The 14,643-nt window shown below is 64.9% G+C and carries 10 protein-coding genes; 3 read left to right on the forward strand and 7 right to left on the reverse strand.

All coding sequences use genetic code 11. The features are described from left to right. Together AC3G2C_RS17740 and tldD are read right to left on the reverse strand one after the other, a co-directional pair. Positions 1 to 1,422 (reverse strand): YeiH family protein, encoded by a 1,422-nt coding sequence (locus AC3G2C_RS17740; protein WP_488385972.1) that lies wholly within the window; start codon positions 1,420 to 1,422, stop codon positions 1 to 3. A gap of 209 nt (positions 1,423 to 1,631) precedes the next feature. Further along, positions 1,632 to 3,071 carry a metalloprotease TldD gene (tldD, locus tag AC3G2C_RS17745; protein ID WP_488385973.1) on the reverse strand — a complete coding sequence of 480 codons (1,440 nt, stop codon included), beginning with the start codon at positions 3,069 to 3,071 and terminating at the stop codon, positions 1,632 to 1,634. A gap of 143 nt (positions 3,072 to 3,214) precedes the next feature. On the opposite strand from tldD, the gene AC3G2C_RS17750 reads away from it, so the two are divergent. Further along, positions 3,215 to 4,420, forward strand: coding sequence for a sterol desaturase family protein (locus AC3G2C_RS17750; RefSeq protein ID WP_488385974.1), 1,206 nt, complete (start codon positions 3,215 to 3,217; stop codon positions 4,418 to 4,420). Between the two features lie 12 nt (positions 4,421 to 4,432). Here the strand turns inward: AC3G2C_RS17750 and AC3G2C_RS17755 are convergent, their stop codons facing one another. Together AC3G2C_RS17755 and rng are read right to left on the reverse strand one after the other, a co-directional pair. Then, complete coding sequence (locus AC3G2C_RS17755) at positions 4,433 to 8,335, reverse strand: YhdP family protein (protein ID WP_488385975.1); 3,903 nt, start codon at positions 8,333 to 8,335, stop codon at positions 4,433 to 4,435. Between the two features lie 66 nt (positions 8,336 to 8,401). Further along, positions 8,402 to 9,892, reverse strand: coding sequence for a ribonuclease G (rng, locus tag AC3G2C_RS17760; protein ID WP_488385976.1), 1,491 nt, complete (start codon positions 9,890 to 9,892; stop codon positions 8,402 to 8,404). A gap of 193 nt (positions 9,893 to 10,085) precedes the next feature. Between rng and AC3G2C_RS17765 the strand changes: the two genes are divergently transcribed. Then, a complete protein-coding gene (locus AC3G2C_RS17765) occupies positions 10,086 to 10,598 on the forward strand; it encodes a mismatch-specific DNA-glycosylase (protein WP_488385977.1) in 513 nt (170 codons plus the stop codon). On the opposite strand, the gene AC3G2C_RS17770 is transcribed toward AC3G2C_RS17765, so the two are convergent. Continuing rightward, on the reverse strand, positions 10,583 to 11,476 hold the full coding sequence (locus AC3G2C_RS17770) for a LysR family transcriptional regulator (RefSeq protein ID WP_488385978.1): 894 nt from the start codon (positions 11,474 to 11,476) through the stop codon (positions 10,583 to 10,585). The two genes, AC3G2C_RS17765 and AC3G2C_RS17770, sit on opposite strands and share 16 nt — an antisense overlap. 93 nt (positions 11,477 to 11,569) lie before the next feature. Here AC3G2C_RS17770 and AC3G2C_RS17775 point away from each other — a divergent pair, with 93 nt between their 5' ends. Beyond that, a complete protein-coding gene (locus tag AC3G2C_RS17775; RefSeq protein WP_488385979.1) occupies positions 11,570 to 12,553 on the forward strand; it encodes an NAD-dependent epimerase/dehydratase family protein in 984 nt (327 codons plus the stop codon). Here the strand turns inward: AC3G2C_RS17775 and AC3G2C_RS17780 are convergent. Both AC3G2C_RS17780 and AC3G2C_RS17785 read right to left on the reverse strand, forming a co-directional pair. Next, entirely contained in the window at positions 12,525 to 13,808 is a 1,284-nt protein-coding gene (locus AC3G2C_RS17780) for a c-type cytochrome (RefSeq protein WP_488385980.1), read from the reverse strand. The two genes, AC3G2C_RS17775 and AC3G2C_RS17780, sit on opposite strands and share 29 nt — an antisense overlap. Next, a complete protein-coding gene (locus tag AC3G2C_RS17785) occupies positions 13,805 to 14,557 on the reverse strand; it encodes a c-type cytochrome (protein WP_488385981.1) in 753 nt (250 codons plus the stop codon). Before AC3G2C_RS17785 ends, AC3G2C_RS17780 begins: the two co-directional genes overlap by 4 nt. Positions 14,558 to 14,643 lie beyond the last annotated feature (86 nt).

The following is a 14,643-nucleotide window of genomic DNA, read 5'->3' on the forward strand; positions in this document are numbered from 1 at the left end:
TCATCCGCCCAGGTGGTTCCAGTAATCGGCGAACACGTGCACGGAAAGCACGTAACCGATCACGATGTTCACCGCCACGCCCACGGTAAATGCCAGCAAGGGTCGCCAGCCGGTGGCCGTGAGCGAGCGCAGCCGCGTGCTCAGGCCAATGCTGAGAAAGCAAAAGGTGAATGCCCAGGTGCGCAGCGTGCTGATCGGTGCCACCAGGTCGGGCGTGACGATCTTGCGGTAGTCGGCCAGTGAATAATGGCTGGCGATCCAGGTGAGCAGGGCCGATGCCAGTACGAAGCCCAGCACGAACTTGGGAAAGCGCGACCAGATCTCGCGCACATCCGCCTTGGCATGCACACCACCGACCTCGTCGTTCCAGCGCGTCGTGGCCACCCAGGCCAGCGCGAATGCCCAGATGCCGATCCAGATATCGCGCCCCACCACCTTCATCAGCGTAAAGGCCTGCACGGCCGCGTCGGGAGCACCCGCAATGGCTCCGCCTGCGTTACGCGCGGCGTCCCCATAGGCCTGGGCCGCCGCCACCCCGGCCGCATCGGCGAATTCGGAGGTACCGATCCAGGCACCCGCCACCGCGGTGGAAAGCCCCAAGGCCCGCGATGCAAAAGGCAGCACGAAGATCATCACGATGGCCCAGACCACCACCAGCGAGATCGCCATGGACGTTTGCTCTCGCTTGGCGCGCACCGCGCCGCCCGTGGCGATGGCGGCCGATACGCCGCACACCGCGCCGCCCACGCCGAGCACGGCGGCGAAGCGTCGATCCAAGCCCAAGGCCTTGCCCACCAGAAAGATGGTGAAGAACGTCACCAGCGAGACAATCGCCGCCTGCACCACCGCCACCGGCCCCGCCCACACCAGCAAGGTCAACGGCAAGGTGGCGCCCAGCAGCACAATGCCCACCTTGATGTAGAACTCCACGCGCAAGCCGGCCTGGAACCACGCCGGCAAGCTGACCACGTTGGACACCACCAGGCCAAGCGCCAGCGCCAGCAAGGGCGCCTCCAGGTTGTAGCGGGACGCCTGCGTCCACGCCGACACGGTGAAAATCAGCAGCGACGCCACGAACAGGATCAGAAAACTCGGCAGGAACCGCGCCAACGACTGCCCCAATACGGCCAGCGCCGAGCCGAACAGCAACGCAAGCGTGGCGAACAGCGCCAGATAGTTGGGCCAGTGGCTGACCAACCCCTGCCCTGCTTCCGCCAGGGTTTTCCATTTCGCCGGCGCCACGGCCAGCCATTTGAGGCTGCTGCCATTGGCAAACAACGCCCAGGCCACCGCAACGACCAGCAAGCCGATCCAGACGGACCACCAGTCTTCATTGGCGAACAGTGCGGGCCGCGCGCGCGACTGCGCACCAGCCTGATCCGGCTGGTCGCCTCGCGGCAATGCGTGGGAAATCTCGCTCATGATCCGACCCCTCTCGTGCGGAATGGTTTGGACGTCCAGACGTCCTCATCACCATGGCGGCAAGACCCGCCATGTTCCGTACTTTCGGCGCCAGGGCCGTGGAAGCGAAATGAGCTTTTGTTCTATCGACATGCCGCCGGCGCGGCACTGTCACATACCGAGAACGGGCCTGCCGGCCGCGCCGTGGCGCAGGCCGGCCCCTTACCGACTCAGGAGGCGGTGCCGCCTACCGTCATCGCGTCGATCTTGAGGGTGGGCTGGCCCACGCCTACGGGCACGCTTTGGCCGTCCTTGCCGCACACGCCCACGCCCTCGTCCAGCGACAGATCGTTGCCGATCATGGAGACACGGTTGAGCACCTCGGGGCCGGCGCCGATCAGGGTGGCGCCCTTGACCGGGCGGGTGATCTTGCCGTCCTCGATCAGGTAGGCCTCGCTGGCGGAGAACACGAACTTGCCGTTGGTGATATCCACCTGGCCGCCGCCGAAGTTCACCGCGTACAGGCCCTTCTTGACCGAGCGGATGATCTCCTGCGGATCGTGCTGGCCCGCCAGCATGTACGTGTTGGTCATGCGCGGCATGGGCAGTTGGGCGAAGGATTCGCGGCGACCGTTGCCAGTGGGCGCCATGCCCATCAGGCGCGCATTGAGCTTGTCCTGCATGTAGCCCTTGAGGATGCCGTCCTCGATCAGGGTGGTGCATTCGGTGGGCGTGCCTTCGTCGTCCACGTTGAGCGAGCCACGACGCCCCGCCAGGGTGCCATCGTCCACTACCGTGACGCCCGGTGCAGCCACGCGCTGGCCGATGCGGCCGGCGAAGGCCGAGCTGCCCTTGCGATTGAAGTCGCCCTCCAGGCCGTGGCCGATGGCCTCGTGCAGCAGCACGCCCGGCCAGCCTGGCCCCAGCACCACCGGCATGCTGCCGGCCGGCGCGTCAACTGCATCCAGGTTGACCAAGGCCTGGCGTACCGCCTCGTCGGCAAATGCCATGGCGCGACCGTTGTCGATCAGCTCGCGGTAGCCGTAACGACCGCCGCCGCCCGCACTGCCCTGCTCGCGGCGCCCGTTTTGCTCGGCGATAACCTGCACGTTCAGGCGCACCAGCGGGCGCACGTCCGCCGCCAGGGTGCCGTCGGAGGCGGCCACCAGCACGGTGTCGATGGTGGCCGCCAGGCTCACGATCACCTGCTTCACGCGCGGGTCGCGCGAGCGCGCGTAGGCGTCCACCTCGCGCAGCAGGGCGATCTTGTCGGCATTGGGTAGGCTCTCTACCGGGTCGATGGCCGGGTAAAGCTGGCGCCCGCCACTGACCGCCAGCGGGGTGCCGGCACCATTGCCGCCCTGGGCAATGGCGCGGGCCGCCTTGGAGGCCTCCAGCAGCTGCGGCAGCACGATCTCGTCGGAATAGGCGAAGCCGGTCTTTTCGCCGCTGATGGCGCGCACGCCCACGCCCTGCTCGATGGAGTGGCTACCGTCCTTGACGATGCCCTCCTCCAGCAACCAGGACTCGCTGCGCGAATGCTGGAAATACAGATCCGCGGCATCAATGGACGGCCCCATCAGCTGGCTGAACACGCGGTCCAGGTCAGTAGCGGCCAGGCCACCGGGAGCCAGCAGGCGACGTTCAGCCAACGCGATCAGGGAATCCATGAGGACCTTGCCGTAGAGATAAAGGGAATCATGTTACCAAGTGGGGGTTGGCTCCCGGGGTTTAAAGCCTGGGGCTGGCTGCCATGGACGTCTCGCAGCGGCTAGGATGCGTGCCATTCCTACCTCCCTGTGAAGGATCACGCATGAGCGATACCCATCGGCCCCCGCTGACCCAAAAGGTCATCAACCGCGCCATCAAGGCGCCCATCGAGGAAACCCGCGAGCTGCTGCATCGCGATGGCGAACTCAAACCCGGCCTGGGCAAGATCAGCAGCATCGTGGCGCTGTCGCTGGGCATCCTGTGCCTGTTGGGTGTGCTGGCTTTCCACTTTCCCCAGTACCTGACCACGCCGGACCTGCGCCACAAGTATTCGGTGGATGTGCTTCGGCAATTGCTGCTGGTCGCCTTGTTGGTGGCCGGGGGCATGTCGCTCGCCAACGTGATACTGGGGCGCATGCGTCGGGTGAGCATGGTGGCGTTCGCCCTGGTGCTGGCGGCGACGGTGCTTGGCGGATCGCGCGTGCCGGTGGGCGACTTTCCCGATCACACGCCCTACATCGGGCTGGACTGGTTCATTCTCGATCTGCTCGGCTCCACGCTGGTGTTCGTGGTAATCGAAAAATTGTTCCCGCTGTACAAAGGACAATCGCTGTTCCGCAAGGAATGGCAGACGGACCTCAAGCACTTCGCGGTGAACCACTTCATCGTGGGCCTGGCGCTACTGGTGGTGAACTTTCTGCTGCACCATCTGTTTGGCTGGCTGGTGAGCAGCCAGTTCCAGCAGGCCGTGCAGCACATCCACTTTGTGCCGCAATTGCTGCTGTGCATTCTGGTGGCGGACCTGGCGCAATACTGGACGCATCGCGCCTATCACGAGGTGCCGTTCCTGTGGCGCTTCCACGCCGTGCACCACTCGGTGAAAACCATGGACTGGCTGGCCGGCTCACGCCAGCACATGCTGGAACTGATCGCCACGCGCGTGTGCGTGCTGGCGCCGCTGTACATCCTCGGCTTCAGCGAAGCGGTGATGAATGCCTACATCATCGTGGTGGGCTTCCAGGCGGTGTTCAATCACGCCAACGTGCATTTGCCCTGGGGCCCGCTGAAGTACGTGATCGTGACGCCGGATTTCCATCACTGGCACCACGCCTCCGACGAAGAGGCCATCGACAAGAACTACGCCGCGCACTATGCGTTTCTGGACTATCTGTTCGGCACAGCGGTGAAGTCGACCAAGAAGTTCCCCGAGCACTACGGCGTAGTCGGCGACTACATGCCCGATGGGTTCCGGCGACAGCAAATGTTTCCGTTCGTGGGCAGCACCAAGGCACGCGAACCAGAGGCCTGAAATCGCTCGCGCTCAGCGCCCGCTGCTGCTCGCGGGCGCTGGCTGCGCATCGACCTCGCCCTGCAAGGGCGGGGTCGATGAAGGCAAGGACACGTTCTTCTTTTCCATCAACGTGATGTTGGGCTTATCCCAACCACCGGTGATTTTGTAGCGCGCACTGGCGGCATGGTTGATGCCTTTGCCCAGAAGCCCCTGCGCCACGAAGCCCGCGGCCACGCCAATGGGGCCGCCCACCACCGCACCGACGATCGGCAGGCTGTTGCCCGCATGTGGAATGGCCAGCACTTGCAGATCGTAATCCTTGGCCCGCACACCTGTGCGACCACTGATGGTGATCTCTGCCGCCGGACTGCGAATCTGCAGATTGTCGGTCACGGCGTTGCCGTCGCCGAGGCGGAACTCGCCGGTGATGGCGTCAAAGGCCAAGCCCTTGCCGAACACATCGCCGAAATCGAACGACAGGCGACGCGGCAACTCCAGGACCGATACGAGACCAAACAGGCGCGCCACACCGCCGGGCGCCACCTCGGGCATGCGGCCATCGGTGACGTTGATGCTGAGCTTGCCGTCCATGTTGCCCAGCTCCATCGCCGAGGGCGCGCCCGGCCAGGTGGCATCGAGCTGCGCACGCACCTTGCCGCCGGCCAACAGGCCCTCATAACCAAACGCGCCGAGCATCTCGCCAAGGTTCTCCGCCGCGAAATCGATGCGCATGTGCGAGCTGCTGTTGCCCGCTGTGCCATTCCAGTCGCCGGTGCCGTTGATCTGCACGCCGCGTGACAACGTGCGCAACTGATCGACATGCAGACCGCGATCGGTGGGCCACGTTTCCAGGCGCGCATCACCCAGCTTGGAGTCGCCAAAACGCAAGTCACTCACCCAGAGATGGAATGGCGGCAAGGCCGAGGGTGTAATGCCGGTGTTGGCAGGATTGGCGGCAGGCTCCGCGGCGTTCGCGGTGGCCGAGGTGGACGTTGCCGCGCCATTGGCGGCGCTCGTCGTATCGGCACTACCCTTCTTGGGCGGCGGCACCGTGTCCCTGGGCCAATACAGGCGTTGCAGGCGGGCGGTGACGCCACGCTTGTTGAGCTGGGCGAGCGGAATGCTGAAGCGGCCAGCAATGCCGGCACTGTCCACGTCCACGGTCAAGCCGTCCGGCGCGTTGCTGGCAACGAGGCGCATGTCCGCGAAAGGATGGCCAAACACCATCGCTTGCTCAGCACTCACATCGATGCTTTCCAGGCCGGGGCCGTTACCACTGCTGCCGGACGCGGCGTATTGCACCCAGCCCGTTACATCGAGCTTGGATGCGCGACCGCGCACACGGATGCCATGGTCGGGCAAGGCGTCGGGCGAACGGGTGCCAAAGGCGAACGTTGCCGCGAAGGGTTGATTGTCGTTCTGCGGCAAGCGCATGCGCGCACGCATCACTTGCGCCACGGACAACTGCACATCGCTACCCGCCATGGGCAGATTCATGTCCAGATGCAGCGGCAACATGCCGTCCGCGCTTTTTTTCATCGGCACCGGAAAGTTCAGCGCCATGCCTCCCAGGTTCGAATCGACAGTGAGCTGCTGCGTGGTGGCGGCGGCGCCATTGGGGTGAGCAATGCCGAAGCCGATGGTGAAGTCGCTACGACCTTCCGCCACCTGATTGAGCCACTCAAGTTCCTTATAGCCCTGAGTCAACTCACTCATGCTGTAGCGACCGGTCAGCTTGGCGAGCAACACCGTATCCGGCTGCCCAGTGGCGCCGGCGATGGCCAGATCAAGTTTGGATGGCTGACCGTGGAAACTGGTATCGAGCGGCCCCGCGTGGAAGCCGGCCTTGTCGAACGTGGCGGGGCCGGTGAGCTTGTCGAGCTTGAGGTTCCACTCCGGCGCATTGAAGTCCACACCCTTGAGTTGGGTATGGCCAGTGAGCTGAAAATCTTCTGCGTGCGCTACCGGCAACGACAGGTGAAAGTCGAACGCACCCGTACCGCCCAGACTGAGCTTCGCCAACGTGTCGGCCTGATGCATGCCGATGGGGCTCTTGCGCACGAATTCCAGCATGCTGGCACCCGTGCCGTTGCCGCTCACATTGAGATCGAGCACCGTGTTGCCGAACTCGGGAATCAAGGCGACCGCGCGATCCACCTTGTTGCCCAGCGACTCGCCGGCGGAGGCTTCGACCAGCATGCCGCTGTTAATGAAATTGGCAACGGCGGTAACGTTCTGCGCGTGCGGCCAGTCTTTGCCGTAGTCGAGTTCCAGACCGCTGATTTCGGCACGCGCCTCAAAGCGCCCTTCGTTGTGATGGAAAGGCCAGTCTTTCAGGTCGCCGCGTACCAGCACATCGCCGTGATCGATCTTGCCGCTCACCAATGCCTGGTCAAGCCACTCCACAGCAGACGGAGCCATCGAATCGATCGGCCAGAACAGCTTGGCCGCAGCCACATCAGCGTGGTCGAGTGCGGCGTAGAGGTCGAGGAACGGGTGTCCACCGGCATCGGGCAACGCAACCTCGCCGCGCGCCTCACCGCCGAACCCGGCCCCCTCGAACACGAAGGCATCGGTGCCGATGCGCCAGGCATCGTCCTCATGCCAAAACGCCACGTCGCCGGCGAGCTTCTGCATCACAAAAGGCTCGCGGAACGTATGCGGAAAACGCAACACCGTAGCCTGCGCCGGCAAGCTCACGGCCATGGATTGGGCGTCGCCGCGAAACTCGCCTTGCATGCCGTCGATGCCCGGCAACTTGCCTACCGGGTTGATCGCCAGGCCGCTGAAGCCAACCTCCAACTGCTGCAATCCATCGGCATGATTCCAGTGCATCTGCGCCCGCGTGAGGCGACCACGTGGTTTGCCGCTACCTACCCATTGGGCAAGCCCCGGCGACCATTGCGGCTTGAGCGCAAGCCAGGGCACCAGCGGGGCAAGTTCCAAATCCTTCGCAACCACGTCGACCCGGGCCTGATCGGTATGGAGGCCATGCAGTTCGGCCAGGGCAGCGCCGCCGTCGTCCGCCGCCCAGCGCAGGCGGTAACCGTCGTTGTCGTTCGCCAGCTCGCCAATACCATCCAACGCGGTCACGTTGGCGGTTGCCCCGTCCGGGTTGGAAATGGCGACATCGCGCAGATGCACGCGACCGAGTACACGCACGATCTTGGCTTCGCGCCAATCCAGCCAGCTTTCGAAGGAGCCGGTACCGCCGTCGGCGGTGTAGCCACCCATGTCGATGCCGTTGGACATGGCATGCAAGTCCAACGCACTGCCGCTCAGCCACAAGCGGCCATCGGCGCCATCGTCGCTGAAGCTGCCAGCGCCACGCAGCACCCCTGGCGCCCCTTCACGGCGCAGCAAGGCCCCCACACGCACCCGGCTACCCTGACGACTGAGGCGCAACTGATCGGCCAGCAACGTGTAGTGGCGATTGAGGCGGTTGTCGGTGATGTCCAGGCGCGTCTGGGTCAGCCACAGCCCCACGGATAGACGACCAAAGCTCGGGTTCTGCCGCTCCTGGCCGCCAGCCAGGCCGATGCCGTTGATATGCCAGGTGCCGTCGGGGTCGCGGCTCAAGTCCAGTTGCAGGCCACGTGCGCGCAGGTTGAGCAGATGCCGGGAAGGCAGCAGCAGGCCACCGAAGTCCAGCTTCAATTCCGTCTCCGGCACCCGCACCGGTTCGCCTTGCTCACCGGGGCCGTTGCCGATGGTCACCCCATGCATCACGAACAGTGGGCCGGCAGGCTGCCAGTGCCCCTCCATGCTCTGGAAGCTCACCGGGCGATTCAGGCGCGCGCCGAGCTGCGCGGCCACCCATTCCGGGTGGCGTGCCATCAGCGGCAGAAACAATTGGGTCAACGCCATCAGGACCGCGAGCGAAATCACGCCCACGCCAACGACCCAGGCCAAGGCCCGGGCGCTCAGTTGCATGCGTTTATGCCAAAGGGGGCTCACGGCCCCGCCACCGCATCGCCTGATCGGCGATGCGCAGAGGCCTTAGAGGAGAACCACATCGAACTGTTCCTGCGAATAATGCTCTTCGGCCTGAAAGCGTATGCTTTTGGAGATGAACTCTTCCAATTCGGCCACCGCGACGGACTCTTCCTCGAGGATGCGGCCCACCACCTTGGGGCTGGCCATGACCAGCAGTTTCTCGGTGTTGAACTGGCGCACAGCCCGGGTAATCTCGCGGAAGATCTCGTAGGTGACCGTTTCGGCGGTCTTCACCGTGCCGCGCCCGCCGCAGGCCGGGCATGGCTCGCACAACTGGCGCTCCAGGCTTTCGGTGGTGCGCTTGCGGGTCATTTCCACCAGGCCCAGAGCGGACATGGGATAGACGGTGGTCTTGGCGTGGTCACGCGCCAGGCCCTTTTCCAGCATTCGCAGCACCTGCCGACGATGCTCCTCGTCGGTCATGTCGATGAAGTCGATGATGATGATGCCGCCCAGGTTACGTAGGCGCAGCTGACGGGCGGCGGCCTGGGCGGCCTCCAGGTTGGTGCGGTAGACCGTTTCCTCGAGGTTGCGCGTACCGACGTAGCCGCCGGTGTTTACGTCGATGGTGGTCATCGCTTCGGTCTGGTCGACGATCAGGTAGCCGCCCGACTTCAGGGGCACTTCCTTCTTGAGCGCGCGCTGAATTTCGTCCTCCACCCCGTAGAGGTCGAAAATCGGCCGCTCGCCGCTGTAATGCTCCACGCGGTCATCCAGGTGGGGCATGAACTTGTGCACGAACTTGACCACCTTCTCGAAGGTTTCGCGCGAATCCACGCGCACCTTCTCGATGTCGTCGTTGAGCATGTCGCGCAGGCTGCGCAGCGGCAGCGACAACTCCTCGTACACGCGCTCGCCCACCTTGGCCTTGACGATGTTTTCCTGCACGACGCGCCAGACCTTGCCGAGGTACGTCACGTCGAACGCCAGCGACTCGGCCGTCTGCCCTTCGGCGTTGGTGCGCACGATGTAGCCCAACGGATTCTCGCCAATCAGGGAGTTCAGGACATCCTTCAGGCGCTGGCGCTCGGCTTCTTCTTCGATGCGCGCGGAAATACCCAGTGTCTTGGCATGCGGCAGCAGCACCAGGTAGCGCGAGGGAATGGACAGATGCGTGGAGAGCCGGGCGCCCTTGGTGCCGATGGGGTCTTTCACCACTTGCACCACGATCTCCTGGCCTTCGTGCACCAGTTCGCTGATGGACGGCACATGGCCGTTGCCATTGGCGTGCGGCACCGGCTCCGCCCCTTCCGCCACCGGCAACGGCGGCCGCACGATATCGGAGGCGTGCAGGAACGCCGCGCGTTCCAACCCGATATCGACGAACACCGCCTGCATACCGGGCATGACCCGTTGCACGCGGCCCTTGTAGACGTTGCCGACGTAGCCGCGACGGGAGGCTCGCTCCACGTGCACCTCCTGCAACATGCCGTTCTCTACCACACCGACGCGTGTCTCGCGTGGGGTCACGTTGATCAGGATCTCTTCGCTCACCGGGTACTCCCTGGATAGTGAGTCTTTATAGCGGGAGGATGCGCACACTGTCGATGCATCCACCGGCATGTATGGAAGCAGGTGCGCGGCAACGCCAACGGGCGCCCGAAAATCCAGAAAAACCCGTGATTTCTTGTACCCCTCGGTATTTCATTTAGCACCCGACTCCTGACCCGCCGCTATGCTGCCGGCTATGCGTGACACCATTCTTCCCGACCTGCTGCAACCCGGGCTTCGCCTGGTGTTCTGCGGCACCGCCGCCGGACGCCGCTCCGCCCTGGAGGGCGCCTACTACGCCCATCCGGGCAACCTGTTCTGGCGCGCGCTGCATGAGACCGGACTCACGCCGCGCAAGTTCGCGCCAGCCGAGTTCCAGACGCTTCTCACCCTGGGCATCGGGCTTACCGATGTGGCCAAGCATCACATGGGCAATGACGACGAACTGCCCCGTGACGCCTTCGACGCCGAAGCGCTGCGCGCGCGGATCGAGGAGTACGCACCCCGCCTACTGGCCTTTACCAGCAAAGCCGCCGCCCGCGCCGGACTGGGCGCCCCCGCCGACTATGGCTTGCAAGCGCAGCGCATGGGTGACACGCAGCTGTTCGTACTTCCCTCGCCCTCGGGACAGGCACGCGGCCACTGGGATCTCGAGCCTTGGCGTGAACTGGCCGCGCGGGTGCGCAGCCTGGATCAGCCGCGTACGTAAGCGCTCAACGCGCCCACCAGGTGGTCGAACAGGCGCCGCACGCGCAGGCTTTGGCGCAGGTCTTCATGCATAACCACCCAGGTATCCATGGGCAGGGTCATCTCGTCCGCCAGCAGGCGCACCAGGGCGCTATCTCGCCGCATCAACGGCACCTGGGCGATACCGATGCCGAAGCCGGCCCGTATGGCAGACAAGGCCGCCAGATCGCTGTCGGTGCGTAAGGCGAAGCGGTCGCGCGTGTACGGCAGCCCGTGGGGTCGCATGCGACGTACGAAGGCCGGTTCCGTGTCGAAGCCGATCAGGCTGTGCCCGCCTAGCTCATCCAGGCTGGTCGGCGTGCCGTACTGCGCCAGGTAACTGCGATGGGCAAACAGGCCCAGCGGAATGGCCCCCACTTGCCGTGCGACTAACGCATCCTGGCTGGGCTGGACCATGCGAATGGCGAGATCGGCATCCTGGCGCAGCAGGTCCGCGGTTTGGTTGGAGACCACCAGCTCGATCACGATGCCTGGGTGCTCGCGCCGGAAGGCGGTGAGCAGCGCCGGCAACACCTCTGCCCCCATCACCTCGCTAGCGCTGATCCTCACGGTGCCCTCGATGGAATCCCGCCCCGCCGAAGCGGCCCGTAGTAAGGCCGCCGACGCCGACGCCATGGCTTGAGCGTGGGGCAGCAGCTCCCGCGCCAGCGCGGTGGGTTCCAAACCCTGCGGCGAGCGGGTGAACAAGGGCGCGCCCAGGGCCGCCTCCAATTCGCGCATATGCCGCCCGATGCTGGGCTGAGTCATGCCAAGGGTCCGAGCGGCCGCCGACAGGCTGCCCTCCCGCATGACGGTCAGAAAGGATCGGTAAAGCTCCCAGCCCGGGACGGGATTAGCCATGCATATTTGTATAGCAGATCTGCATATCTATGGAATTTTCTTTTGGTGTTACCGGGCGCAGGCTGATGTCCAACCCTCCCACGGACTGCACCCATGAACACCCAGCGCACTGCACTCGTCATTGGAGCCCACGGTGGCATCGGCCACGAAACGTCCCTTGCCCTGCTTCGGCACGGCTGGCAGGTACGCGCCCTTGCCCGGCGCCCGCCCCAGGCAGGCGGCCAGGACGGGCTGACCTGGCTGACCGGCGACGCCATGCAGGTCGGCGACGTCGTGGCGGCGGCCAGCGGCGTCCAGGTCATCGTGCACGCGGTGAACCCGCCGGGCTACAAGGGCTGGGAACGCACGGTACTGCCGATGCTGGAGAACACGCTAGCCGCCGCCCGTGCCGCAGGAGCCCGCATCGTGCTGCCCGGCACCGTATACAACTATGGGCCCGATGCCTTCCCCCAGGTCGCCGAAACGGCGCCGGAGCATCCCGTCACGCGCAAGGGCGAGATTCGCGCGGAGATGGAGCGCCGGCTTCGCATCGCCAGTGAGCAAGGCATCCACAGCCTGATCCTGCGCTGCGGTGATTTCTTCGGCCCCCACGCTGGCAACAATTGGCTCGCCCAGGGTTTGCTGCGCGCCGGCGCGCCAGTAAAGCGGATGGCCTACCCGGGTGACTACGCGATAGGCCATAGCTGGGCCTATCTACCGGATGTGGCGAACACACTGGCGCGCCTGCTCGATCGCACAGACGAACTCGCGCCGTTCCAGACCTTTCACTTTGGCGGTTACTGGCTCGACGGCCACGCGCTGCTCGCGGCCCTTCGACGCGCAAGCGGCAACCCCGACCTGCGTGCGGCACGCTTCCCCTGGTGGCTGGCGCAATTGGCCTCGCCGTTCAACGAAACCCTGCGCGAGCTGTGCCTGATGCGTTACCTGTGGCGCGCGCCGGTTCGACTCGATGACCAGCGGCTGGTGCAGTTTCTGGGCGGCGCGCCCTACACGCCACTGGATGAGGCCCTGCACGCCACCCTGGAAGGCCTGGGTTGCCTCGCTCCCATCAATCGATCGGCGTATGCCGGTACTTGATTACGTCACGTTCGAGCACCGGGGATGCCTGGTTCGCCCAGGAGCGGCGAATGTAGGTCACCACAGCGGCCACGTCACTGTCGCTCAGTGGCTGGGCAAAGGGCGGCATCGAGTAAGGCCGCGGGTTCCCCGCCGTGACGGGCGCAAAGCCGCCCAGCAGCACCGCGCGAATGGCGTTGATGCCGGTGGGCTCATTTACCGAGGAGTTGCCACTGAGTGGCGGATAGATACCTGCAACACCCTCGCCATTCTTGCCATGACAATCGGCGCAGCGCTCCGCATAGACCTGGCTGCCACGCGCCAGGATCGGCTTGGTATCCAGCGGCGACGTGTTCGCCTGCGGTGCTGCGCGGGGCGGCAAGGATTGCAGATAGGTGGCGATCGCGCGCAGATCGTCTTCGTGCATGTGCTGCGTGCTCTGCGCCACCACGTCGGCCATCGGACCAAAGGCAGTGCCGCGTGTGGAATGTCCGGTCTTGAGCAGATCCACGATGTCCTGCGCGCTCCAACCCGCCAGACCGCCATTGGCCTGCATGCTCAGGTCCGGCGCGTACCAGTTCTGAGCGGGAATCTGGCCACCGGCAAGCGTTGGCACGCTTTGCGAACCACCCAAAGCATCGCGCGGCGCGTGGCATTCGTTGCAATGCCCGAGCCCCTGCACCAGATAGGCGCCGCGATTCCATTCCGCCGATTGGGCGGGATCGGGTTGGTATTCGCCCTCATGGAAGTACAGCGCGCGCCAGGCCTTCAACGTATGGCGCACGCTGTAGGGAAACGCCAGTTCCGTCGGTTTGGACGGCTGATGCTCGGCGGGCAATGACTGCAGATAAGCGAAGATCGCCAGGGCATCGTCACGCGTGACCTTGGTGAACGAGGTATAGGAGAACACCGGATAAAGCAGCGCCCCCTGCCGCCCGATGCCTCGATGCAACGCTTGCCAGAAATCCTCAAAACTCCACTCGCCCAAGCCCGTTTCGCGATCGGGTGTGATGTTTGGCGCCGGCACGTTGCCGAACGGCGTCGCCAGCACTCGCCCTCCCGCGTAACGAGGACCGCCCTGACGCGTGTGGCAAGACGCGCAGTCACCGACAGCGGCAAGGTATTCGCCGCGCGCGATGAGCGCGGGATCCTTGAGCGACTGTGCACTGACCGCACTCGCCGAGGGCGCCACCGGTGCATGCCCGTCGCTACGCCATAACCACCAGCCCACGGCAAGCAGCAAGGCCACCAACACCGGCAACAGCACGCGCTTCATGCGCCTTCTCCCGGTTTGCGATCCAGCACACCGCAATGCAGCGGCGGCGTGATCGAGCCGGCGGCCTGTGCATGCATATCGGCGGGCAATGCACGCCCGGCCAGCCAGGCCGATACCGCACTGATATCCGATTCGCTCAAGCGATTGGCGATCTCGGCCATGCAATCTGGCGCCACCGTCGCGCGTGTCTTGGTGCGCCACGATCCCAGCTGCGAACTGAGGTAGTCGTACGGCAAGCCGACCAGCCCGGGAACATCCGGCTGCACGCCCGTCAGCTGGCTGCCATGGCAAGCCACACACGGTGGGATTTTGCGTTCGGGATCGCCCTGCGTCACCAATTGCTCGCCACGCTTGAGCGCCGATGCGGGCAGGCGAGGCATCGGCGAACGTGCGTAGGGCACCTCCTGCGCAGCGAAATATTCGGCGATCTCGCGCATGTACTCCGGGCTGAGCTGGCGCACTGTGTATTCCATAGGGGCGTACTTGCGCAGGCCATCCTGGAAATCCCTGAGCTGACGCGCCAGATAGCCGGCCGGCTTGCCGGCCAGGCGGGGAAAGAAACCGCTCTCCAGCGTGCCTTCACCAAGCACACCATGACAGGCAGTGCAGGCGGCAATGCGCTGCTGCAAGGTGTCGGGCACCGTCGGATGGGGTACGTCCTGCGCCATCACGCGCCCGCTGAACGCGAGCCACCCGCCCAGCCCCAAGACGAGCACCGCCGCCAACCACTTCGCCGACAACCCTTCCATAGCGTTCCCCGCTGCGCATGACCCTGCGTGGAGCCGCACACGCGTGGTGGCGGCCAAGCTGCGATTATCACTGCTTGCACGGCGCA

It is taken from the genome of Frateuria sp. sgz306004 (assembly GCF_057750885.1).

Bases quoted from the DNA above. Each gene is read 5' to 3' on its own strand.
- AC3G2C_RS17740 (WP_488385972.1), bottom strand. From the start codon at position 1,422: ATGAGCGAGATTTCCCACGCATTGCCGCGAGGCGACCAGCCGGATCAG.
- tldD (WP_488385973.1), bottom strand. From the start codon at position 3,071: ATGGATTCCCTGATCGCGTTGGCTGAACGTCGCCTGCTGGCTCCCGGT.
- AC3G2C_RS17750 (WP_488385974.1), top strand. From the start codon at position 3,215: ATGAGCGATACCCATCGGCCCCCGCTGACCCAAAAGGTCATCAACCGC.
- AC3G2C_RS17755 (WP_488385975.1), bottom strand. From the start codon at position 8,335: ATGCAACTGAGCGCCCGGGCCTTGGCCTGGGTCGTTGGCGTGGGCGTG.
- AC3G2C_RS17765 (WP_488385977.1), top strand. From the start codon at position 10,086: ATGCGTGACACCATTCTTCCCGACCTGCTGCAACCCGGGCTTCGCCTG.
- AC3G2C_RS17770 (WP_488385978.1), bottom strand. From the start codon at position 11,476: ATGGCTAATCCCGTCCCGGGCTGGGAGCTTTACCGATCCTTTCTGACC.
- AC3G2C_RS17775 (WP_488385979.1), top strand. From the start codon at position 11,570: ATGAACACCCAGCGCACTGCACTCGTCATTGGAGCCCACGGTGGCATC.
- AC3G2C_RS17780 (WP_488385980.1), bottom strand. From the start codon at position 13,808: ATGAAGCGCGTGCTGTTGCCGGTGTTGGTGGCCTTGCTGCTTGCCGTG.
- AC3G2C_RS17785 (WP_488385981.1), bottom strand. From the start codon at position 14,557: ATGGAAGGGTTGTCGGCGAAGTGGTTGGCGGCGGTGCTCGTCTTGGGG.